Source organism: Krasilnikovia sp. MM14-A1004 (genome assembly GCF_047159485.1).
GTDB lineage: Bacteria > Actinomycetota > Actinomycetes > Mycobacteriales > Micromonosporaceae > Actinoplanes.
This window is the reverse complement of record NZ_AP038773.1, coordinates 814,266-835,244: the sequence shown is the minus strand read 5'-3', so window position 1 is coordinate 835,244 and position 20,979 is coordinate 814,266. Positions and strand designations below refer to the sequence as shown.

Genomic DNA, 20,979 nt, shown 5'->3' with positions numbered 1-20,979 from the left:
GGCGGGGCGCCCTGCCCATCTGAGAAGCCTGTCCACCTGGGAGTACCCGTGTATTTCACCGACCGTGGCATCGAGGAGCTCGTCGACCGGCGCGGCGAGGAGACCGTGACGCTGGAGTGGCTGGGCGACCAGCTGCGCACGTTCGTCGACACGCACCCCGAGTTCGAGACAGCGATCGAACGCTTCGCCACCTGGCTGGCCCGCGCCGACGACGAGGACGACGAGTAACGCGCGGGTGAGGCAAGGGGCCGATGGCCCGCCCGCCCGGGTCCACCGGCGGGGCCCGCGATGATCTCCCGACCGGTAGGTTGAGGGTGTGGCGCGCAGCGTGTACGTCGCGGGGCTGGGTCCCGCGGTCGGCAAGGGCATCGTGGCGCTCGGCCTGGTCGAGCTGCTGTCCCGGCAGGTGGCCCGCATCGGGGTGTTCCGGCCGCTGGTCGGTGACCACGGGCCCGACCCGATCCTGACCCTGCTGGCCGCCCGGTATCCCGCGCTGACGCCGTACGCGAACTCGTTCGGGGTCACCGCGAGCGAGGCGGCCGCGCTGCTGGCCGACGGGCGGCGCGAGGAGCTGACCTCCCGGATCATCGAGCGCTACCGCGAGGTGGAGCGCCATTGCGCCTCCGTCGTGGTGATCGGCACGGACTTCACGGAGAGCCGCCCGGACGGCCCGGACGAGGTGCCCCGGGAGCTGGCTCTCAACGCGCGGCTGGCCACCGAGTTCGGCAGCGTCGTCATTCCGGTGGTGAGCGGCCAGGGGCGGCCCGACCTGGGCGCGGTGGTGCGGTCGGCGTACCACTCGCTGGTGGATCTGCACGCGACCGTCGTCGCCGTGGTCGCGAACCGGGCGCAGCCCGGCGCGCCCGCCCCCACCGGCCTGCCCGTGCCGGTGTACGTCATCCCGGAGGTCCCCGCGATCGCCTCGCCCACGGTGGCCGAGGTGGCGGCGGCGCTCGACGCCACTGTGGTCAGCGGCGGCGCCGCGGCGCTGGACCGTGACGTCCTGCACTACCTCGTCGGCGCCGCGCACGTGCCCGCGGTGCTGGAGCATCTGACCGACGGGGCCCTGCTCATCACCCCGGGCGACAGGTCGGATCTGCTGGTGGCCGCGAGCGCCGCCCACGCGGCGGGCAACGTGACGCTGGCCGGGCTGGTGCTGACGATCGGTACGCCCCCCGACCCGCGCGTGGTGAAGGTGATCGAGCGGCTGAACACGGGCCTCGCCATGCTGATGGTGAAGGCGGACAGCTACGAGACGATCGCGGCGGCCGACCGGATCGAGGCCCGGCTGAGCCCCGCCACCCCGCGCAAGGTGGAGGCGGCGCTCGGCGCGTTCGAGACCAATGTGGACACGGTCGGGCTCAACCAGCTGCTGAACGTCACCCGCTCCAGCCGGCGGACCCCACTGATGTTCGAGTACGACCTCATCGACCGCGCCCGCGCCGACCGGCGGCACCTGGTGCTGCCGGAGGGCACGGACGAACGGATCCTGCGCGCCACCGAGACCCTGCTGCGCCGCGGGGTCGCCGACCTCACCCTGCTGGGCGACCCGGCCGAGATCGCCCGTCGGTCCCGCGAACTCGGCGTGGAGATCGACGGCGCGCGGCTGGTGGACCCCGCGACCAGCGAGTGGCGGGACCGCTTCGCCCGCCGGTACGCGGAGCTGCGTACTCATCGGGGGGTTTCCCTTGATCTGGCGCACGACGTGGTCCGCGACGTGAACTACTTCGGCACGCTGATGGTGGACGCGGGACTGGCCGACGGCATGATCTCCGGTGCGACGCACACCACCGCGGCGACGATCCGCCCGGCGTTCGAAATCATCAAGACCGTGCCCGAGGTGTCGGTGGCCTCCAGCGTGTTCTTCATGCTGCTGGCCGACCGCGTCCTGGTGTACGGCGACTGCGCGGTCAACCCCGACCCGGACGCCACCCAGCTGGCCGACATCGCGGTGTCGTCCGCGCAGACCGCCGCCGCGTTCGGCATCGAGCCGCGGGTGGCGATGCTGTCGTATTCGACGGGTAGTTCCGGGGCGGGCGCCGACGTGGAGAAGGTGGCCGCCGCGACCGAGCTGGTCCGGTCCCGCCGCCCCGACCTCCCGGTCGAGGGCCCGATCCAGTACGACGCCGCGATCGACCCGGCGGTCGCCGCCGCGAAGCTGCCCGACAGCACGGTCGCGGGCCAGGCCACGGTCTTCGTGTTCCCGGACCTGAACACGGGCAACAACACGTACAAGGCGGTGCAGCGGTCGGCGAACGCGGTCGCGGTCGGCCCGGTGATGCAGGGCCTGCGCCGGCCGGTGAACGACCTGTCCCGCGGCGCGACGGTCAAGGACATCGTCAACACGGTGGCGATCACGGCGATCCAGGCGGCGACATGAACCGAATCCTCGTCCTCAACACCGGCTCGTCGTCGGTGAAGTACCGCCTGTTCGACGGGGCCGCCACGGTGGCCAAGGGGCTGGTCGAGCGGATCGGCGAGCCCGGCGGCGACGCGCCCGACCACGAGACCGCGCTGCGCCGGATCATGGAGGAACTGGACCTGGCCGGGCTGGCCGCGGTCGGGCACCGGGTGGTGCACGGCGGCAGCGAGTTCACCCGGGCCACGGTCATCGACGACGAGGTCGCGGCCACGATCGCGCGGCTGGTGCCGCTGGCGCCGCTGCACAATCCGCCCGCGCTCAGCGGCATCGACGTGGCCCGCAAGCTGCTGCCGGAGGTGCCGCAGGTGGCGGTGTTCGACACGGCGTTCCACGCCACGATCCCGCCCGAGGGCGTCACCTACGCGATCGACGCGGGTCTCGCGCAGCGTTGGGGGGTGCGGCGCTACGGCTTCCACGGCACCTCCCACGCGTACGTGGCCCGGCGCACCGCCGAGCTGCTCGGCGTGCCCGCCGACCGGGCCGACATCATCACCCTGCACCTGGGCAACGGCGCCAGCGCCTGCGCGGTGCAGGGTGGGCGCAGCGTCGCCACGTCGATGGGCATGGCCCCGCAGGGCGGCCTGGTGATGGGTACGCGCAGCGGCGACATCGACCCCGCGATCGTCTTCCACCTGCACCGGGTGGCCGGACTGCCGATCGACGAGGTCGAGAACATGCTGAACCGCCGGTCCGGCATGCGCGGCCTGACCGGCGAGAACGACATGCGCGAGATCGAACGCCGCCTCGACGACGGCGACCCGGACGCCACGCTGGCGATGGACGTCTACTGCCGGCGGATCCGCGAGTACGTCGGCGCGTACCTGGCCGTGCTGGGGCGGGCGGACGCGATCACGTTCACCGCCGGGATCGGCGAGAACTCGCCGATCGTCCGGGGCCGGGCGCTGGCGGGCATGGCCGCGCTGGGTATCAGCGTCGACCCGGAGCGTAACGAGCGCAACGCGTCAGTGATCTCCCCGGACGGCGCACCGATCGCGGTGTGCGTGGTGCGCACGGACGAGGAGCTGGAGATCGCCGAGCAGGCGCGGGCGACGCTGGCCCGCGGCTGAGCCCGCCGGAGACAAACGCCACCTTCCGCGACCCGGCGGTTCCCACTATTCTGGTCGCTTCCGCCCCCGGCCGCCGACAGAAGTTGATCCCTCACCTATGCCCACACTTGGCTTCAGGGCCAGCCCGGCCATCCTGCCGAAGCGCCTGGACTCCCTGACCAGCCTGCGGTTCTTCGCGGCCTTCGCGGTGTTCGCCCACCACTTCACGGGCGTCGGGGGCGGGACCGGCTTCGGCCGCTCGCCGCTGATCTTCCCGTACTCGGAGATCGGCGGGCACGGCGTCACCTTCTTCTTCGTGCTCTCCGGCTTCCTGATGATGTGGGTCTTCAAGTCGCACGAGCATCCCGGCGTCTTCTACTGGCGCCGGGTCGGCCGGATCTGGCCGGCCCACCTCGTCGCCCTGGTGCTCGGCGTGTTCGCCTACTACATCGCGGCCCACCAGGCGATCCACTGGCCCAGCCTGATCTCCTCTGTCTTCCTCGTGCAGACCTGGTTCCCCGGGGTCACGCCGATCCTCCCCGGCAACGAGGTGACCTGGACCCTCAGCGTCGAACTGCTCTTCTACGCCCTGTTCCCGCTGCTCGGGCGGGTCGCCGCCCGGCTGCGGACGCGCTGGCTGGTCGCCGCCACCGGCATCGGCCTGGCCGGGATGTGGGCCGTCCACTGGTTCGCGACCGCGCACTTCTCGCGGGGCACCGCCGGCTGGGTCATGCGCCACCCGGTGGTCTACCTGCCGGAGTTCCTGCTCGGCATGACCCTGGCGCTGGCGGTGCGCCGCGGCTGGCGGTTGCCGCTGCGCCCGATCGTGCCGGTCACCCTGCTGTTCGGCTACGTCTTCCTCTACTACCAGGGCCGGGAGCGGCTCTCCGACGGCGTCGTGGCCCAGCTCGACTTCACCGTACGGCCGATGATCGCGCTCCTGTCCGGCCTGATCATCGTGGCGTTCGTCCAGCGCGAGGTGCGCGGGCTGCGCAGCGTCCTGAACGCCAGGCCGCTCGTGCTGCTCGGCCTCTGGTCGTACAGCTTCTATCTGATCCACCACTCGATCAGCCGGCTGGCTACCTACCAGTGGGGCCGGATGCCCGACAACGACGCGGTGCTGTTCACCCTGCTCGGCATGGCCGTGGTGGTGAACGTGCTGTCCTGGGCGCTGTTCGCCTACGTCGAGGAACCAGCCGAGAAGTGGTGGCGCAAGCACACGCCCCGGCGGTGGCTGGACCGCAAGGGGACCGTCGCGGTGGTCCCGGCGCCGCGCACCGACCGGAGCCCCGAGGCCGAGCCCGGGCGCGAACCGGAGCCCGCGCCCGTCTGAGGCGTCACACCGGCACCGAGACCAGCTTCGTTCCCTCGAAGGTCTCCACCGCGACCGCGGCGACGTCGCTCGGCGGCACCAGGGCGAAGCCGTCCAGATTCGTACCGGTCGACGCGCTGGTCGCGGAGGCGAGCCAGCTTCCGGCCTCGCGGCGGCTGCCGTCGTGCGCGACGACCAGCAGCCGGCAGCGTTGTCCGGGCGTGATCCCGGAAACCGTCGCGTTGACCCGTACCCAGCCGGCGGCCGGGCGGACCGCCACGCTCATCCGGGCACCTGACGTCGGGTCCTGGGCGGATCCGGCCATGGTGGCGGGCGCCGTCACCGGCGTGGTCACGGGTGGCGGGAGCGCGCCGGTCTGCGGCGCGGTGGCGCGGCCGAGCACGGTACCGCCGCCCAGGACGGCGCCGCCCACGGCAACCGCGGCGGCCGCCACCGTCGCCCGCCGCCGCCAGTCCTGGCGGCCGCGCTCCTTGCGTACCGTCCGAAGGGTGCGCTGCAGCAGCAGCTCGCCGTCGGCCGGTGGCCCGTCGATCAGCGCCTCCGGGGGCAGCTCGCCCAGGGCGGTTTCGACGCCACGCAGGTCGGCTGCCTCGAGGCGGCACTCCGGACACGACGCGATGTGCTCGTCCACCGCAGTCACCTCCTGCTCATCCAGGGCACCGAGCACATAGGCGCCGAGCAAGGTAGTCACATGTTCCGTGGTCATCCGGCCACTCCTCTCATGGCAACCACCTGGCCAGGCGCCGGTTGACTCGTGAACGTCTCGCGCATGCGTCGTAACGCGTAGTAGGTCCGTGACTTGATCGTGCCGGGCGGCACCCCGAGCGATTCGGCCGCTTCGGCCACGGTGTGACCCTGGAAGTAGATGGCGTGCAGGACCTCGCGGTGCTCGGGCGACAACTGCTCCAGCGCATCGAGTACGACGATGGAGTCCACGACCTCACCGGCGTGGTCGTCGTGCACCGGCACGTTGGTGGGCGACTCCGCCACCTCCGTGGGACGCCGCGACTTGGCGCGGAACCGGTCCGTCGCGATGTTGCGGGCGACCGTGAACAGCCAGCCACGGACCGAGCCCTTGCTGTTGGTCAGCGCCTCGGGATGTCGCCAGGCGCGGAGCAGGGTCTCCTGGACGACGTCCTCGGCCGCGGCGCGGTCACCCGTGAGGCGGCTGGCATACGCCAGCAGGGCACCACCGTGTTCCTCGTACAACGCGCGGATCAGCACCTCGTCAGCGGCGCTGTCCCTGCGGCGGGACCACACGGCAGCCATTCACGCCTCCTCCTCGCCCGTTACGGTGGCCGGGCGATGCCATCCTGCTCTGGTGCACACGTCCACGGCAGCGACCCGGTTCACTTCACGGCGCGTCGGACACGCCACACTCGCAACAGGCCACACGCGCCGGGTCATGTCCCGGGTCGAGGAGGGGCTCAGCTCGCCGGGTCGGCCTTGATGAGTTTGCCGTCGCGGCCGATGACGAACCAGGTGCCGTCGACGCCCTGCCCGTCGATGTCGCCGGGGCCGAGGTCGCCCGCGTAGTAGTAGAGCGGCCAGCCGCCGTACACGGCCTGGCTGGCACTCTCGGCGCGGGAGACCGTGGTCAGCAGCGAGGTCTCGACGCCCGTTCCGGCGGTGACGGGCTTCTCGCTGGTCAGCGCCGGCCAGGTCGCGATGCACGTGCCGGTGCAGCTGCTGGTGCCGGCTTTGTCCGCGGTGAACCCGTACAGGCTGCGGCCGTTCTGGTCGACGAGGATCGACCCGATCGCCGAGTCCGCGAACTGCAGGCCGGTCGGGGCCGCCGGGGTGGTCCCGTTGATGACGGCCGTCGACGACTTCGATGCGGTCTTGGCCGACGGGCCGCTGCACGCGACCGCTCCGACGGCGAGAACAGCCCCACACAGGACCAGAGCCATCGGCGTGCCCACTGTCTGTCGCATTACGTCCCTCTCCACGATGGGTGTCGTGGGCCAAACGCCGGTCCCCGGAAACCGGTTCACCACATCCATACCGGATGTGATCCAGACCTCGTTCTGCCGATTTCCGTTGAACCGATCGGAAGCACCGAGCGTGTGCAGCCCGGAACGGCAGGAAGCCCACTTTCGACATCGTTGGAGACCTCATGAAGATGCCCGTCGCCGTGTCAGCACTCGCGCTGAGTGTCTGTGGACTCGTGCTGGCCCCGACAGCCCCACCCGCGTTCGCCGCCGCGGGCGCACCGACCACACCGGGCACTCACGCGATGTCCGGCATGGACCACTCGGCCATGGCCGGCATGAACCACGCGGCGATGCCCGCCGGGGCGTCGACGCCGGCCCCGAGCCACGCCGAGGGCGTACGCCGCTCCCACCAGCAGGCGCGGTACTTCGCGGCCACGCTGCGCGGACGCAACGAGGTACCGGTCGCGGGCGGCCCGGCCGTCGGCGACCCCGACGGCGAGGCCACCGGGCTGGTGCGGGTGCAGGGAAACCGCGTCACGTTCGCGTTCCGTTGGAAGAAGATCGGCGCGCCGACCCTCGGCCACATCCACCAGGGCAAGGCCGGCGTGAACGGTGACGTGAAGGTCCCCCTGTTCACCACCGCGATGCCCGCGACGGTGGACGCCGCCGCCGGCATCACCACGGTCAGCGACCCGGCCATCGCCGACGCGATCCGCCGCCGGCCCGCCGACTTCTACCTGAACCTCCACAGCGCGCAGTTCCCCGGTGGCGCGGTCCGTGGACAGCTGCACAGCCTGCGCGGGCCGGTGGACGTGCTGGGCGTGCTGCAGGGCGGCACCCTGAAGGCGTTCCTCTCCGGCGACCAGGAGGTGCCCACTCCGGGTGGCCCCGCGGTCGGCGACCCGACCGGGCGTGCCGTGAGCTTCCTCCAGCCGCACGGCAACGCCCGCCTCGACTACTCGTTCGCCTGGGTCGGGATCCGGCCCACGCTGGGGCACATCCACGAGGGCCAGACCGGCGTCAACGGCCCCGTGGTCGTCCCGCTGTTCACCACGGCGATGCCCAGCACGATCATCGCGGTGTCCGGCACGGTGGCCGGCCTGGACGCGAAGCTGGTCCGCCGGATCAAGAAGACACCGTCCGGGTTCTACGCCAACCTGCACACCGCGGAGTTCCCGGGCGGCGCGGTGCGCGGACAGCTGTTCCGCCGCTGAACCGAACGCGAGAAAGCATGACGCACCGCCGGTCCACCAGGGCCGGCGGTGCGCTGCATGTCGAAGGCCGACGGCGCCGAGCCGCCGGAACGGTCAGGCGGTCAGGCGGTCAGGCGGTCAGGCGGTCAGCCAGACGATCAGCGCCACCAGCAGGACCGCCACCACGACGCCGCCGACGATGAGCGGGACCTTCGAGGCCGCCGGCTCCTCCGGGGTGGCGTTCTGGGTGAAGGCGCGGAAGGCCTCGGTGTTGCCGCTGGGGTCGACGGAGTTGTCAGGCATGGGCAGGACAATAGCGAAGCGGCGCATCTCGGCGACACCCCGCGGACGGTGATCGGCGCGACGTCTGCCAGGGCGAACATCCCGCATCGCCGGAAATCACTCCTCCGTGGACGAGACCCGCCTACGGTCGTGACGTGGGAACAAAACGGATCTTCCGGACGACTATCGCCATGGTGCTCGCCGTGCCGGCCGTCGCCTGGGCCGCGGACCGGTCACTGTCCCGTCCGACCCGGCCACACACCGCCGTACGCGCTCCCGCGATACCGTCCGCGATACCCGACGGCCCCCGGTACGCGGTCGGCGTACGGACCCTGAAGCTGTCCCGTGGCGCCGACCGCCCGCTGCGCACCCTGCTGTTCTACCCGGCTGTCGGTGTGCCCCGCCCCATCCCGGCCACCGCGCCCACCTCCGCTTCACCCACCGCGACAACCCCCGCACCCACCGCGTCCAGCGCAGACGTCTCCCTGTTCGGCCTTCCCCCGGCCGCCTCACCGTCCCCCACCGCCGCCGCGTCCAGCGGGCCGTCCCGGGCCGAGCCCTGCCCGGCGAGCCCGCCCGGTGCGCCCGCCACCGCGCTGCCCGGCGAGCCGATGGCCGCTCCGGCGCGCGGCCGCTTCCCGCTCGTCCTGTTCAGCCACGGCCTGGCCGGCACTCCCGAGCGCTACGCCCCCGCCGCGGCGACCTGGGCGGCGGCCGGGTTCGTCGTCGCGGTACCCGCGTTCCCGCACACCTGCGCGGGCGCACCACGCTTCCGCCGATCCGACATCGTCCACCAGCCCGACGACGCGCGGTACGTCCTCCAGCAGATCCGCCGCCTCGACCGCCGCCCCGACGACCCGCTGTACGGGCGGATCGACCGGAACCGGGTCGCCGCCGTGGGGCACTCGGCGGGCGGGTACACCACGACCGGCCTGTTCACCGCGCGGCATCCCGAGTGGCTCCGCGCGGGTGTGGTCATCGCCGGGTGGCGGGCACCCGGCGCGTTCGCCGGGCGCCCGGCCGCGATGCTGTTCCTCCAGGGCGACGCGGACCACGTGGTCCCGCTCTCGCTCGGGCGGGCCGCGTTCGACGCCGTGCCGTGGCCCAAGTCGTACGTCCTGATTCCCCGTGCCCACCACGCCGGATACATGCTGCCCGGCCGCTACGGCTGGCGGCAGATGAACGCGATCGTCACGGACTTCCTGCGCTGGACGCTGACCCGCGACGACGGGGCCCGCTGGCGGCTGCCCGCCAGCGGCCTCCCGGCCACGGAGACGGATCCCTCGCCGACCCCGGATGCGGCACCGACGGGGCGGGCCGCCGGTCCCGCTCCGGCGAGACCCGCGCGCTGGGACGGCCCCACCGCCACGGAGTCAGCCTCCGGAGCGCCGACCGGCCACGGAGCGGGCATGTTCCACAGGCCCTTCGAGGACCGCCCCTGACTCGACGGGCGCAGACTCAGTGCAGGTGGTCGATCGCGACCTTGCCGAACACGTCACCCGAGTGCAGGTGGGCGAACGCGTCCGCCACCGCGCTGAAGCCGTACGTCGAGTCGATCACCGGGCGGACGTTGTGCTGCACGACCAGGTCGAGCAGCGCGGCCAGCTCGTCGCGGCTGCCCATGGTGCTGCCGAGGATGTCCAGCCGCATCGCGAACACCCGGCGCAGGTCCACGGTGGCGAGATGGCCGCCGGTCGCGCCGCAGACCACGATCCGCGCCTGCGGCTCGGCGCACTTCATCGAGTGCTCGAACGTCGGCGCACCCACGGACTCGATGACCACGCCGACCCGTTCGGGCAGGCGGGCTCCGGGCTCGACCGCGACGGCGCCGAGGGCGGCGATCCGCTCCCGCTTGGTGGCGTCGCGGCTGGTCGCGTACACCCGCTTGCCGAGCGCCACGGCCAGCACGACGGCGGCCGTGGCCACGCCGCCGCCCGCACCCTGCACGAGCACCGCGTCGGCGTCCGCTACCCGGCCCCGCGTCACCAGCATGTGGTACGCCGTCAGCCACGCGGTCGGCAGGCACGCCGCGTCCAGGAACGACAGCCCCGCCGGTTTGGCCAGCAGATTCTCCGCCGGTACGGCCACCCGCTCGGCCAGCGTGCCGGGGTGGCGCTCGGAGAGCAGCGAGAACCCGCGCGGGTCGGCCGGATCGGGCACCACCGGGTAGACCACGACCTCGTTGCCGTCCGGGTCGATCCCGGAGGCGTCGCAGCCCAGGACCATCGGCAGCCGGTCGGCGGGCAGGCCGACTCCGCGCAGCGAGAAGAGGTCGTGGTGGTTCAGGGAGCTGGCGCGCACCTCCACGGTCACCCAGCCCTCCGGCGGCGACGGCTCGGGCAGGTCACCGACCGCGAGCGCGGCCAGCGGGTCGTCGGGCTTGGTCACGGAGGCGTAGGCGGCACGCATGACGGGAGCCTACTGTCTCGCTCGCCGCACGCGGCGTCCCCTGTGGCCGATTCACCACGCCCGCAGCCGAACACCGCACGATTGTTGAAGAGTTCGGGTCAGCCACGCACCCGAACCCTTCAAGATCTGCCTTGCCAGCCCGCCCGACGGAAGGCGACGGCCGATCACCGCGTCAGGCCCAAGGCCACGCCCCAACCTCCACGTCAGGCCGGGACAAGGCCACGGACAGGCAGCGGTCAGGCCGGGACAAGGCCACGGACAGGCAGCGGTCAGGCCGGGACAAGGCCACGGACAGGCAGCGCGTCAGGCCGGAACCGGGGTCGCGGCGGGGGCCACCGGCCCCGCGACGCGCCGGGCCACGCCGTCCAGCTCGGCGGCCCGCGCCACCGCGGCCGCCACGGCCGGGGCGACGCGCGGGTCGAGCGGCGACGGCACGATGGTGTCGGGTCGCAGGTCCTCGCCGACGACGTCGGCGATCGCCTCGGCGGCGGCCACCTTCATCCGATCCGTGATCTTGCTGGCGCGGGCGTCCAGGGCACCCCGGAAGATGCCGGGGAACGCCAGCACGTTGTTGATCTGGTTGGCGAAGTCGCTGCGCCCTGTCGCGACGATGGCCGCGTACTTGGCGGCGATCGTCGGGTGCACCTCCGGAGTCGGGTTGGCCAGGGCGAAGATGATCCCGCCCGGGGCCATCCCGGCCAGCGCCTCCTCCTCGATCGCCCCGCCGGACACGCCGATCAGCACGTCCGCGCCGATCAGCGCCTCGCGGATCCCGCCCGTACGCATGGAGACGTTGGTGGTCGCGGCCAGCGCCGCCTTCTCCGCGGTGAGGCCCGGCCGGTCGGCGTGGATGATGCCGCGCGAGTCGCAGATGATCATGTTGGCGCCGGGCACCCCGGCCGCGATCAGCGTGTTGGTGATGGCGACCCCGGCCGCGCCCGCGCCACTGATGACGACGCGCAGGTCGGCGAAGCGCCGCCCGAGCACGGTGACCGCGTTGCGCAGCGCGGCCAGCACGACGACCGCGGTGCCGTGCTGGTCGTCGTGGAAGACCGGGATGTCGAGGGCCTCGTCGAGGCGCCGTTCGATCTCGAAGCACCGGGGGGCGCTGATGTCCTCCAGGTTGATGCCGCCGAACGAGGGCCCGAGCGCCTTGACGGTGGCGACGATCGCCTCGGTGTCCTGGGTGTCCAGGCAGATCGGCACCGCGTCGACGCCGCCGAACTGCTTGAACAGCACCGCCTTGCCCTCCATGACCGGCATGGCGGCCTTCGGGCCGATGTTGCCCAGGCCCAGAACGGCGGAGCCGTCGGTGACCACGGCGACGACGTTGGCCGCCCAGGTGTACTCCGCGGCCAGTTCGGGCGTCTCGGCGATGGCCTCGCACACCCGGGCAACGCCGGGGGTGTACGCCTTCGACAGGTCGTCGCGGCTGTTCAGCGGGACGGTGCAGGAGATCGCCATCTTGCCGCGCCGGTGCAGGTCGAAGACCGGGTCGCTGGCCAGGGCAGGGTCGGTTTCAAAGCTGAAGATAGACACGGGGACTCCAGGGCGCATCGGAAGGTCGATTTGCCAGCCGGCCTGGACGCGAGTGGGCGCCCGGCCGACCTGCGATGCGGGGGTCACCCGGAACGAGGTCGCTAGACAACACTGAGCGGTAATGCTCTTGAGGGCCGCAAGACTTCGGTGTGCTGCGGTTACCGAAGATTAACTTAGCCGCCCCGGTCGAGGCCAGTAACGAAACACGACTCGTCCGATGACATCTGCCACTCCATGGGTCCGCGAGTCGTCCGTACCGAAATCGTTGTCGCCGTGTATCCACCAGCCCTGGTCGCGGGCCTCGACCACGCGCTTGACGACCAGCAGGTCGGGCCGGGACCGGAAGCGCGCGACCACCACGTCGCCGGGGCGCACGCGGCCACCGCGGCGCACCAGCAGGGCGTCGCCGTCGCGCAGGGTGGGCGCCATCGACGGACCCTGCACGAGTACGGCGAACAGCGGCAGTTGCAAGCTCATGGCATCAAGTCCCGCGTCGCGTGTGGCCGGAGGTGTAAGGGGTAGGGTCAGACACGGATCATCGCAAACGTATGGAGGGGTCCTGATGCGACTTCCGCGCATTCTCACGCCGCGCACCCTGGTCAGCGCGCACTGCGACCTGCCGTGTGGCGTCTACGACCCGGCACAGGCTCGCATCGAGGCTGAGTCGATCAAGGCGATCGCCGAGAAGTACCAGGCCAACACCGACCCGGAGTTCCGCACCCGCGCCATCGGCATCAAGGAGCAGCGCTCCGAGCTGGTCAAGCACCACCTGTGGGTGCTGTGGACCGACTACTTCAAGGCACCGCACTTCGAGAAGTACCCGCAGCTGCACCAGCTGTTCAACGAGGCGACCAAGCTGGCCGGCGCCTCCGGGACCAAGGGTTCGATGGACCCGGCGGTCGCCGAGCAGCTGCTGGGCAAGATCGAGGAGATCTCCAAGATCTTCTGGGAGACCAAGCAGGCGTGAGCCAGAACGTCACCGTACGGCCGGCGCGTCCCGATGACGTGCCGGCCGTCGTTGCGATGGTGCACGAACTGGCCGATTTCGAGCGCGCCGCCGACCAGTGCCACCTGAGCGTGGAGCAGCTCGGCGCGGCCCTGTTCGCCCCCGCTCCCGCACTGTTCGGCCACGTCGCGGTCGACGCCGACGACGTACCGGTCGGCTTCGCGCTGTGGTTCCTCACCTACTCCACCTGGGAGGGCACCCACGGCATCCACCTGGAGGACCTGTACGTCCGCCCGGGCGCCCGCGGCTCCGGCTCGGGCGTGGCGCTGCTGGCCACGCTCGCCGCGATCTGCGTGGACCGCGGGTACCGCCGCCTCGAGTGGATGATGCTGGACTGGAATCCGGCCGCCGGCTTCTACGCGGCCATCGGCGCCCGGGTCAAGACCGACTGGCTGCCGTACCGCCTTGCGGGCGAGGCGCTGCACCTGCTCGCTGAACGGGCCTCCCGGGCCTCCACCGGCAGCGGCTAGAGTCTCCTCCATTGGGAGGATGGGGTGCGGGTGACTCACGCGACGACGACACAGCCCGAGCCGGCGACGGAGGACGATGTCGTACTGCTCACGGTGCCTGCCGACGGCGGGTTTCTGAGCGTGCTCCGGACGGCCACCGCGGGCCTCGCGGCGCGGTTGCACTTCGCGCTGGACGAGATCGAGGATCTGCGCATCGCGGTTGACGAGGCGTGCGCGATGTTGCTGGCGATCGCCTCCCGGGGTGCCGAGCTGGCCTGCCGTTTCGCCGTGACCGACGACGCCCTGACGGTCGAGGTGTCCGTGCCGACCGTGCGCGGCGCGCGCCTGCCGGCCGAGTCCTCATTCGCGTGGAAGGTGCTGACCGCGCTCACCACCGCGGCCACGGCCGAGGCGGACGGGCGGCGCGCCATGATCCGCCTGGTCACCCGACGTTCGGAGAGCTGACCACCCCACCCCGGGTAGCGGCCCGCAACGCCGGACACGCGGAGCATCAGGGACTCGGCACGGCCGCGGCCGCGGGCCGGTGGTGATTGCCGTTCAGCTCGAGCGAGCGGCGATTCGCCTCCGCGACGTGATCCAGATGGCTGCGGGCGGCCGCGGCGGCTCCCTCGGGGTCGCGCCCCACAATCCGGGCCAGCAGTTCCCGGTGGTCCTCGGCGACCTCCGCCCAGTAGCCCTCGGGCAGGTCGTGGATCACGTCGTCGCCGCAGCTCGCGTCGTACACCGGCCGGGTGACCAGCTCGAACAGCGGGTTGCGGGTGGCCTTGCAGATCACGGAGTGGAACGCGGAGGCGGCGCTGCACATCTCGGCGGCGTCGTCTCCGGCCGGGTCGAACATCGCGGCGTGCAGGAGCGCCACGTCGGTGTCCGTACGGCGGTACGCCGCCATCGAGGCCGCGGGCACCTCCAACGCGATGCGCAACTCCAACACGTCGGTGAAGCCCACCGCCGCGGAGTTGGTGAGCAGGGTGAGCCCAGTGGTGAGGCCCTCGCAGATCTGCGCGGCGTCCGGGTGCGCCACGAAGCTGCCGCCGGTCACGCCCCGGGTGGTGATGATGAGGTGCTGGCTGGCCAGCAGCCGCAGCGCCTCGCGGACCGTGCTGCGGCTGACCCCGGAACGGATGCACAGCTCCGGTTCCGGCGGCAGGCGTTCCCCGGCCCGCAGACGGCCGGAGGTGATCTCGGCACGGAGCTCATCGGCGAGCATCTGGTACGCCGGTGGGCGCACCGTCGATCCGGTCACTCGTCCTCACCCCCGAAGCGCCACCGCTTCGATTTGCCTAGGCCCATCTCAGCGTAGGCCCTCCAGCGCGGCGGAGATCCTGGATCCGCCGGGACGAGCATCAATCCAGTCCGAGTGCCCGGGTGCTGGGCGGCAGGACGATCAGGACAATCACGGCCGCAGCCAGGATAAGGAGGACCATCCCGAGCCAGGCGGGCCCGGTCTGGATCAGGAATCCCCCGGTCGCCATCAGGAAGAGCTGAACGACGACGGCGGGCCCGCGGGCCCGGCCCGACCGCCGCGCCAGGGCGCGGGCCAGCAGGCCCAGCGCGGCCGCGCCGAGCGCGGCGAACGCGGTGAGCGCGATCGCGACGGTCACGCTCTGCTTGTCCGCCGTCACGTCCAGCACGATCAGGTACGCGGTGAGCGCGGTGAGCCCGGCGGCCTCCAGGGCGAGCAGTCCGGCCGCCCCGGCGAGGGTCGCGGGCATGGCGGTACGCGGGGGCTGCGGCGCGGTCACCGCTGCACCCTACCGGCCATGACGATCGAGGACTGACCGCGCGCCGATCGGCGGGTACAGTGCCGCGCATGCGTGCCCTACTGGTGGTTAACCCCAAAGCCACCACGACCAGTGAGCGCAGCCGGGATGTGCTTGTCCGGGCGTTGCGCAGCGAGGTGGACCTGACCGTCGAGTACACGTTGCGCCGGGGCCACGCGATGGCGCTGGCCCGCGCCGCGGCCGACGACGGCGTGGACGTGGTGGTCACCCTGGGCGGCGACGGCACCGTGAACGAGGCGGTGAACGGCCTGCTCACCGCGGACGCGGCGGAGGACGCGCGGCCCGGCGCCCCGGCGCACCGGCTGCCCGCGCTCGCGGTGGTGCCGGGCGGATCGACGAACGTCTTCGCCCGCGCGCTGGGGTTGCCGCGCGACTGGGTGGACGCCACCAGCGTGATCCTGGACGGGCTGCGCGACGGCCGGCACCGGCTGGTCGGCCTGGGCCGCGCCGATGACCGCTATTTCACGTTCTGCGCAGGAATGGGACTGGATGCGGCGGTCGTGCGCGCCGTGGAGCAGGCCCGGTTACGCGGCCGCACTTCTACTCCCGCGCTGTACGTTCGCGCGACCATCGGGCAGTTCTTCGGTGGTGAGGACCGGAAGAATCCGCCGCTCTCCGTGGAACGTCCGGGAGAAGAGACGGAATCGGGACTCGGCACTGTCATCGTGCAGAACACCGCGCCCTGGACATACGTCGGGGATCGCGCAGTGAACCCGAATCCGGACGCATCCTTCGATCTGGGACTTGACGTACTAGCGCTACGACAGCTAGGCGTCTCAAGCACAACACGGACAGTGACGCAGCTGGCACGCCGTACGGGCACCCCGCACGGGCGGCAGGTGCTCCGGTTGCACGACCAGGCGGAGATGACGATCGTTGCCACGCGCCCCCAACCGTTCCATCTGGACGGCGACTACCTGGGTGAGCGGCAGAAGGTGCACTTCGTGTCCGTCCCGGAAGCGCTGCGTGTGGTCTGCTGAGTACGGGGTAAGCAAGAGGGAAGGAGCCTCACGATCCGTATTCAGAAACACAGGCAAAACGTCGGCGCGCGGGGCGGCACGGTACTACATTGATGGGAGCGGTCGTCAGCCGGGACTGGAAGAACCCCCAGAACCGGACAAAGGGGTCGTGAGCTAGCTCACCCGCTCGGAGATTTTCTGAGCGCTACCCTTGACATCGCGCTAGTTCGTGAAAGCATTCACAAGCGATAAGAAGTAACCGGATGCCGCCCGCGCACGTTCCTAATCGAGAAGCCCGGAACGGCTCTGTGTAACGAAATAGCTTGCTCACGCACTGGTGACCTAACGGATGCAGCCCGTTGGTCCGCCATGCGTATGCAAATAAGTAAGTCAGCACTGCGTTTACTACCCCATCCGGAAACAAGGAGTGTTGCCGCCATGGACTGGCGCCACGATGCGATCTGCCGCGACGAGGACCCGGAGCTGTTCTTCCCGATCGGGACTTCCGGCCCCGCGCTCCTGCAGGTCGAGCAGGCCAAGGCCGTGTGCCGGCGGTGCCCCGTGACCTCGGAATGCCTCTCCTGGGCACTCGAGTCCGGTCAGGACGCCGGCGTATGGGGCGGTATGAGCGAAGACGAGCGGCGCGCCGTCAAGCGTCGCGGCGGCCTCCGGGTCGGCGCTCCCACCGCCTGAGCCATCCCCCGCACCAACCGCATTTCACGCCCCGAGCCGTTCCGGCCCGGGGCGTCGTGCTGTTTCGGGCCGATTACCGCACGCAATGGCGGGCCGCCCGCGAATCAGGTCACGCCCCGTTCGCGAAATGATCTCGAAATTGCGGGCAATCGTTACTGAGACGATTAGCACTGCGCACTGAGGGTGTGTCCTGCATCCCATGCCCCCGACTCAAGGCCGTGGGCCGACTCCCGTGCCGGGCACGTCAAAGGCCGTGTCACGCCCGGCACACCGGTGTCATGCCCGGCACGGGCTGCGTCACGCGGCGACGGCCACCGCGAGCCCCGCCGCCTCGGCGGTGCGGGCCACCACCAGCTCCGCCAGCTCCGGCGCGTCCGTCAGCGGCTCCGCCACGGCCACCGCCCCGGCCGAACGCGCCGACCGCACCGCGGCGTCATACAGCCGCCCCGGGGCCAGGAAGTACGACGCCACCCCGACCCGGCGCGCCCCGGCGGCCCGCAGGCGCGCCACGGCCTCGCCCGCGGTCGGTGGGGACGCCGACGCGTACGCGACAGCGCACGGCAGGCCCAGCCGCTCCCCGAGCGCCGCGCCGACCTCGTCCACGGTGCCGCGCGCGGTGGTGTCGCGGGTGCCCGCCGCCACCAGCACCACCGCATCCAGTTCGTCACCCCGCCACACGGGGTCACCGGCCACCGAGCCGCGCACCGGCAGACGCCGCAGGAGCCCGTCCAGCAGCAACGGCGGGATATCCCCCGCGACCGGCCCCAGCACCTCGGCGACGGCCACCTCCAGGTTCAGCCCCTCCGACCGGGCGGCGGCGACCTCGGCGGGCACGTCGACCCGCCCGTGGTACGCCGCCGTCAGCAGCAGCGGCACCAGCACCGCCCGCTGATGCCCGGCGGCCGCCAGCGCGGCGAGCGCCGAGGCGGGCCGGGGCAGGCTGTGATCGAGGTACGCGGCGCGCACGTCCCAGTCGGGCCGCAGGCGCGCCACCGCCCGGGTGAGCGCCCGCGTCGCGGCCGCCCCCCGTGGATCCCTGCTCCCGTGCGCAGCCAGCACCACACCCGGACCCGCGGGTCCAGGGCGTACGGGAGCTAGACGTGCAGGCCGCATTCGGTCTTCTCGAACATCGCCCAGCGGCCCGCGCGCGGGTCCTCCCCGGCCTTGGTACGGCGGGTGCACGGCCAGCAGCCGATCGAGCCGTACCCCTTCTTGAAGAGCTCGTTGACCGGCACGTTCCAGCGGGCGATGTAGCGGTCCACGTCGGCCTGGCTCCACGCCGCGATCGGGTTGACCTTCACCTTGCCCTTGCGCGCGTCGAACGTCACGACCGGCGTGTTGGCCCGCGTCGGCGACTCGTCGCGGCGCAGACCCGTCGCCCAGGCGTCGTAGTCCACCAGGGCCCGCTCCAGCGGCTCCACCTTGCGCAGGAAGCAGCACTCGTCGGGGTTGCGGGCGAACAGCCGGGGCCCGAACTCGCCGTCCTGCTGCCCGACGGTCTTGCGCGGCCGGATCGAACGCACGTTCACGTTCATCGTGCGGGCGACCGTGTCGCGCACCTTCAGCGTCTCCGGGAAGTGCAGGCCGGTGTCGAGGAAGACGACGTCCACGCCGGGGGTGACCCGCGAGAACAGGTGCGCCACCACCGCGTCGGCCATCGAGCTGGTCACACAGAACCGGGCTCCGAACGTGTCGGTGGCCCACCGGGCGATCTCCTCGGCCGGCTTGCCCTCCAGCGCCGACGCCGCGTCGCGGGCCAGCTTCTCCAGCTCGGCCGGGGTACGGCGGGTCGGGTCGGCCGGCACGGATCCTCCCAGGGACACCAGGCCCAGGCCGGTGGCGGTCACGACAGTCATCGGTTAGCTCCCTCGACAGCGTCGTCGTCGCCGGCCGCGCCCTTCAGTCGCGCGGCCAGCAGCCCGTTGAACTTGACCGTGAAGACACGGGCGCAGGAGTGGCACTCCCACGCGCCGTGCGATGCCTCGTGCGGGTACAGGTCCTCTTCCCCGCAATAGGGGCAGTAGAGGGGCGTCGACCGGGCGTCGCTCATTTGAGCAACTCCTCGTCGGCGCGCACGACCCAGGTCGCGAACGACTCCCCCTCGGCCCGTCCGGCCAGGTAGTGCCGGGCGACTCTTTCCACGTACCCGGGAAGTTCGTCGGCCGTGGCCTTGAGGCCGCGCAGCTTGCGGCCGAAGCCCGCGGTCTGGCCCCGGGCCATGCCGAGGCCACCGCCGAGGTGGATCTGGAAGCCCTCTACCTGCTCGCCGCGCTCGTTCATGACGAGCTGGCCCTTGAGGCCGATGTCGGCGACCTGGGTGCGGGCGCAGGCGTTCGGGCAGCCGTTGATGTGGATGGAGATGTCCGCGTCGAACTCCCGCAGCCGCTCCTCCAGCCGGGCCACCAGCTCCTCGCCGCGGGCCTTGGTCTCGACGATGGCGAGCTTGCAGTACTCGATGCCGGTGCAGGCCATCGTGCCGCGCCGCCAGGCCGACGGCCGGGCCTCCAGACCGATCCCGCGCAGGCCCGCGACCAGCGACTCGACCTGGTCGTCGGCGACATCCAGAACCAACAGCTTCTGGTACGGGGTGAGCCGCACCCGGTCGGACCCGTGTCCCTCGGCGAGGTCGGCGAGGCGGGCCAGCTGGGTACCCGAGGAACGCCCGACGACCGGCGCGGCGCCCACGTAGTTGCGGCCGTCGACCTGCTTGTGCACGCCGATGTGGTCGATCGGCTTGGCGGGCAGGTCGGGCTCCGGCCCGTCCAGCAGCGCCCGGCCCAGGTACTCCTTCTCCAGCACCTCGCGGAACTTCTCGACACCCCAGTCGGCCAGCAGGAACTTCAGCCGGGCCCGGTTGCGCAGCCGCCGGTAGCCGTAGTCGCGGAAGATACCGACCACGCCCTCCCAGACGTCCGGCACCTCCTCCAGCGGCACCCACGCGCCGAGCCGCTCGGCCAGCCGCGGGTTGGTGGACAGTCCCCCGCCGACCCACAGGTCGAAGCCGGGCCCGTGCACCGGGTGCTGCACCCCGATGAACCCGATGTCGTTCGTCTCGTACGGCGTGTCCACCAGCCAGGAGATCGACGTCTTGAACTTGCGCGGCAGGTTCGAGTACTTGGGATCGCCGATGTACCGCTCGACGATCCGGTCGATCGCCGGGGTCGGGTCGATCACCTCGTCGACGGCCACCCCGGCGACCGGGCTGCCCAGCACGATGCGCGGGCAGTCGCCGCACGCCTCGGTGGTCTGCAGGCCGACCGCCTCCAGCCGCCGCCAGATCTCCGGCACGTCCTCGACCCGGATCCAGTGCAGCTGGATGTTCTGCCGGTCGGTGATGTCGGCGGTGTCGCGGGCGAACTCGGTCGCGATGCCCGCGATCGTGCGCAGCTGGGCCAGGTTGAGCTGGCCGCCGTCGATGCGCACGCGGAGCATGAAGAACTCGTCCTCCAGCTCGTGCGGCTCCAGTACAGCGGTACGCCCGCCGTCGATGCCCGCCTTGCGCTGGGTGTACAGGCCCCACCAGCGGAAGCGGCCGCGCAGGTCCTGCGGGTCGATGGAGGCGAAGCCCTGATGCGCGTAGATGTTCTCGATGCGGGCGCGAACGTTGAGCGGGTTGTCGTCCTTCTTGATCCGCTCGTTCGGGTTCAGCGGCTCACGGTGTCCGAGCGCCCACTGGCCCTCGCCGCGCGCCTTGCGGGGGCGGGCGGCGGGCTTCGCGGCCGTGGTGCTGTCGATCGCCATGTCGGCGGTCCTCCGGGTCATCGAGGGCGCGCCAATGGCGGACGGCCACCCCGAAGGGCTCGCGACATCGGTGTCTGGAGAAGGCCGGCGCGTCGGGCGCGCCCGAAATCAGCGATCGGGCGGCGTCAGGAAGCCGGACACATCGCGCTGCGGACGCGGCCGTAGTCGACG

24 protein-coding genes are annotated in these 20,979 nt (G+C 71.8%); 11 read left to right on the top strand and 13 right to left on the bottom strand.

What is annotated here, in order from left to right; all coding sequences use genetic code 11:
• Positions 1-48: 48 nt before the first annotated feature.
• From ACMCNN_RS04015 to ACMCNN_RS04000, 4 genes are all read left to right on the top strand, one after another.
• Positions 49-228 (top strand): DUF6104 family protein, encoded by a 180-nt coding sequence (locus ACMCNN_RS04015; RefSeq protein WP_412744822.1) that lies wholly within the window; start codon positions 49-51, stop codon positions 226-228.
• Positions 229-316: 88 nt separating this feature from the next.
• Positions 317-2,380: a phosphate acetyltransferase gene (gene pta, locus ACMCNN_RS04010; RefSeq protein WP_412744821.1), complete on the top strand. Its 2,064-nt coding sequence runs from the start codon at positions 317-319 to the stop codon at positions 2,378-2,380.
• Positions 2,377-3,489 carry an acetate/propionate family kinase gene (locus ACMCNN_RS04005; protein WP_412744820.1) on the top strand — a complete coding sequence of 371 codons (1,113 nt, stop codon included), beginning with the start codon at positions 2,377-2,379 and terminating at the stop codon, positions 3,487-3,489. The genes pta and ACMCNN_RS04005 overlap by 4 nt, the downstream gene beginning before the upstream one ends.
• Before the next feature lie 97 nt (positions 3,490-3,586).
• Entirely contained in the window at positions 3,587-4,801 is a 1,215-nt protein-coding gene (locus ACMCNN_RS04000) for an acyltransferase family protein (protein WP_412744819.1), read from the top strand.
• A gap of 4 nt (positions 4,802-4,805) precedes the next feature.
• On the opposite strand, the gene ACMCNN_RS03995 is transcribed toward ACMCNN_RS04000, so the two are convergent.
• The 3 genes from ACMCNN_RS03995 to ACMCNN_RS03985 all read right to left on the bottom strand — a co-directional run bounded on the left by ACMCNN_RS03995 (position 4,806) and on the right by ACMCNN_RS03985 (position 6,735).
• Positions 4,806-5,507: an anti-sigma factor family protein gene (locus tag ACMCNN_RS03995; RefSeq protein WP_412744818.1), complete on the bottom strand. Its 702-nt coding sequence runs from the start codon at positions 5,505-5,507 to the stop codon at positions 4,806-4,808.
• Complete coding sequence (locus tag ACMCNN_RS03990) at positions 5,504-6,070, bottom strand: sigma-70 family RNA polymerase sigma factor (RefSeq protein ID WP_412744817.1); 567 nt, start codon at positions 6,068-6,070, stop codon at positions 5,504-5,506. Before ACMCNN_RS03990 ends, ACMCNN_RS03995 begins: the two co-directional genes overlap by 4 nt.
• A gap of 158 nt (positions 6,071-6,228) precedes the next feature.
• Positions 6,229-6,735, bottom strand: coding sequence for a hypothetical protein (locus ACMCNN_RS03985; protein WP_412744816.1), 507 nt, complete (start codon positions 6,733-6,735; stop codon positions 6,229-6,231).
• A gap of 182 nt (positions 6,736-6,917) precedes the next feature.
• Between ACMCNN_RS03985 and ACMCNN_RS03980 the strand changes: the two genes are divergently transcribed.
• On the top strand, positions 6,918-7,949 hold the full coding sequence (locus tag ACMCNN_RS03980; RefSeq protein ID WP_412744815.1) for a CHRD domain-containing protein: 1,032 nt from the start codon (positions 6,918-6,920) through the stop codon (positions 7,947-7,949).
• A 117-nt stretch (positions 7,950-8,066) separates the two neighbouring features.
• Here the strand turns inward: ACMCNN_RS03980 and ACMCNN_RS03975 are convergent, their stop codons facing one another.
• The gene (locus ACMCNN_RS03975; RefSeq protein WP_412744814.1) at positions 8,067-8,231 is read right to left on the bottom strand and encodes a hypothetical protein; all 165 of its coding nucleotides are present in this window, start codon (positions 8,229-8,231) and stop codon (positions 8,067-8,069) included.
• Between the two features lie 134 nt (positions 8,232-8,365).
• Between ACMCNN_RS03975 and ACMCNN_RS03970 the strand changes: the two genes are divergently transcribed.
• A complete protein-coding gene (locus tag ACMCNN_RS03970; RefSeq protein WP_412744813.1) occupies positions 8,366-9,652 on the top strand; it encodes an alpha/beta hydrolase family protein in 1,287 nt (428 codons plus the stop codon).
• A gap of 16 nt (positions 9,653-9,668) precedes the next feature.
• On the opposite strand, the gene ACMCNN_RS03965 is transcribed toward ACMCNN_RS03970, so the two are convergent.
• The 3 genes from ACMCNN_RS03965 to ACMCNN_RS03955 all read right to left on the bottom strand — a co-directional run bounded on the left by ACMCNN_RS03965 (position 9,669) and on the right by ACMCNN_RS03955 (position 12,635).
• Positions 9,669-10,619, bottom strand: coding sequence for a zinc-binding dehydrogenase (locus ACMCNN_RS03965; RefSeq protein WP_412744812.1), 951 nt, complete (start codon positions 10,617-10,619; stop codon positions 9,669-9,671).
• Between the two features lie 303 nt (positions 10,620-10,922).
• Positions 10,923-12,176 (bottom strand): NADP-dependent malic enzyme, encoded by a 1,254-nt coding sequence (locus ACMCNN_RS03960; protein ID WP_412744811.1) that lies wholly within the window; start codon positions 12,174-12,176, stop codon positions 10,923-10,925.
• Positions 12,177-12,326: 150 nt separating this feature from the next.
• Complete coding sequence (locus ACMCNN_RS03955; protein WP_412744810.1) at positions 12,327-12,635, bottom strand: S26 family signal peptidase; 309 nt, start codon at positions 12,633-12,635, stop codon at positions 12,327-12,329.
• A gap of 85 nt (positions 12,636-12,720) precedes the next feature.
• Here ACMCNN_RS03955 and sodN point away from each other — a divergent pair, with 85 nt between their 5' ends.
• The 3 genes from sodN to ACMCNN_RS03940 are packed head-to-tail and all read left to right on the top strand — an operon-like array spanning position 12,721 to position 14,078.
• Entirely contained in the window at positions 12,721-13,125 is a 405-nt protein-coding gene (gene sodN / locus ACMCNN_RS03950) for a superoxide dismutase, Ni (protein ID WP_130509036.1), read from the top strand.
• A gap of 56 nt (positions 13,126-13,181) precedes the next feature.
• The gene (locus tag ACMCNN_RS03945) at positions 13,182-13,634 is read left to right on the top strand and encodes an N-acetyltransferase family protein (protein ID WP_412747043.1); all 453 of its coding nucleotides are present in this window, start codon (positions 13,182-13,184) and stop codon (positions 13,632-13,634) included.
• 30 nt (positions 13,635-13,664) lie between these two features.
• Positions 13,665-14,078 (top strand): anti-sigma regulatory factor, encoded by a 414-nt coding sequence (locus ACMCNN_RS03940; RefSeq protein WP_412744809.1) that lies wholly within the window; start codon positions 13,665-13,667, stop codon positions 14,076-14,078.
• Positions 14,079-14,124: 46 nt separating this feature from the next.
• Here the strand turns inward: ACMCNN_RS03940 and ACMCNN_RS03935 are convergent, their stop codons facing one another.
• Positions 14,125-14,877 carry a FadR/GntR family transcriptional regulator gene (locus ACMCNN_RS03935; RefSeq protein WP_412744808.1) on the bottom strand — a complete coding sequence of 251 codons (753 nt, stop codon included), beginning with the start codon at positions 14,875-14,877 and terminating at the stop codon, positions 14,125-14,127.
• Between the two features lie 100 nt (positions 14,878-14,977).
• Positions 14,978-15,376, bottom strand: coding sequence for a hypothetical protein (locus ACMCNN_RS03930; protein ID WP_412744807.1), 399 nt, complete (start codon positions 15,374-15,376; stop codon positions 14,978-14,980).
• A 68-nt stretch (positions 15,377-15,444) separates the two neighbouring features.
• Here ACMCNN_RS03930 and ACMCNN_RS03925 point away from each other — a divergent pair, with 68 nt between their 5' ends.
• A complete protein-coding gene (locus ACMCNN_RS03925; protein ID WP_412744806.1) occupies positions 15,445-16,395 on the top strand; it encodes a diacylglycerol/lipid kinase family protein in 951 nt (316 codons plus the stop codon).
• A gap of 417 nt (positions 16,396-16,812) precedes the next feature.
• Positions 16,813-17,067 carry a WhiB family transcriptional regulator gene (locus tag ACMCNN_RS03920; protein WP_020513708.1) on the top strand — a complete coding sequence of 85 codons (255 nt, stop codon included), beginning with the start codon at positions 16,813-16,815 and terminating at the stop codon, positions 17,065-17,067.
• A gap of 297 nt (positions 17,068-17,364) precedes the next feature.
• Here ACMCNN_RS03920 and ACMCNN_RS03915 read toward each other — a convergent pair whose 3' ends face one another.
• Genes ACMCNN_RS03915 through ACMCNN_RS03900 form a run of 4 tightly spaced genes read right to left on the bottom strand, consistent with a single transcriptional unit; the run spans position 17,365 to position 20,808 of the window.
• Complete coding sequence (locus ACMCNN_RS03915) at positions 17,365-18,180, bottom strand: sirohydrochlorin chelatase (RefSeq protein ID WP_412744805.1); 816 nt, start codon at positions 18,178-18,180, stop codon at positions 17,365-17,367.
• Positions 18,162-18,923, bottom strand: coding sequence for a phosphoadenylyl-sulfate reductase (locus ACMCNN_RS03910; RefSeq protein ID WP_412744804.1), 762 nt, complete (start codon positions 18,921-18,923; stop codon positions 18,162-18,164). Before ACMCNN_RS03910 ends, ACMCNN_RS03915 begins: the two co-directional genes overlap by 19 nt.
• Positions 18,920-19,117 carry a hypothetical protein gene (locus ACMCNN_RS03905; protein WP_412747356.1) on the bottom strand — a complete coding sequence of 66 codons (198 nt, stop codon included), beginning with the start codon at positions 19,115-19,117 and terminating at the stop codon, positions 18,920-18,922. The genes ACMCNN_RS03910 and ACMCNN_RS03905 overlap by 4 nt, the downstream gene beginning before the upstream one ends.
• Positions 19,114-20,808, bottom strand: a complete 1,695-nt coding sequence (locus ACMCNN_RS03900; RefSeq protein ID WP_412744803.1) for a nitrite/sulfite reductase — start codon at positions 20,806-20,808, stop codon at positions 19,114-19,116. Before ACMCNN_RS03900 ends, ACMCNN_RS03905 begins: the two co-directional genes overlap by 4 nt.
• Positions 20,809-20,979 lie beyond the last annotated feature (171 nt).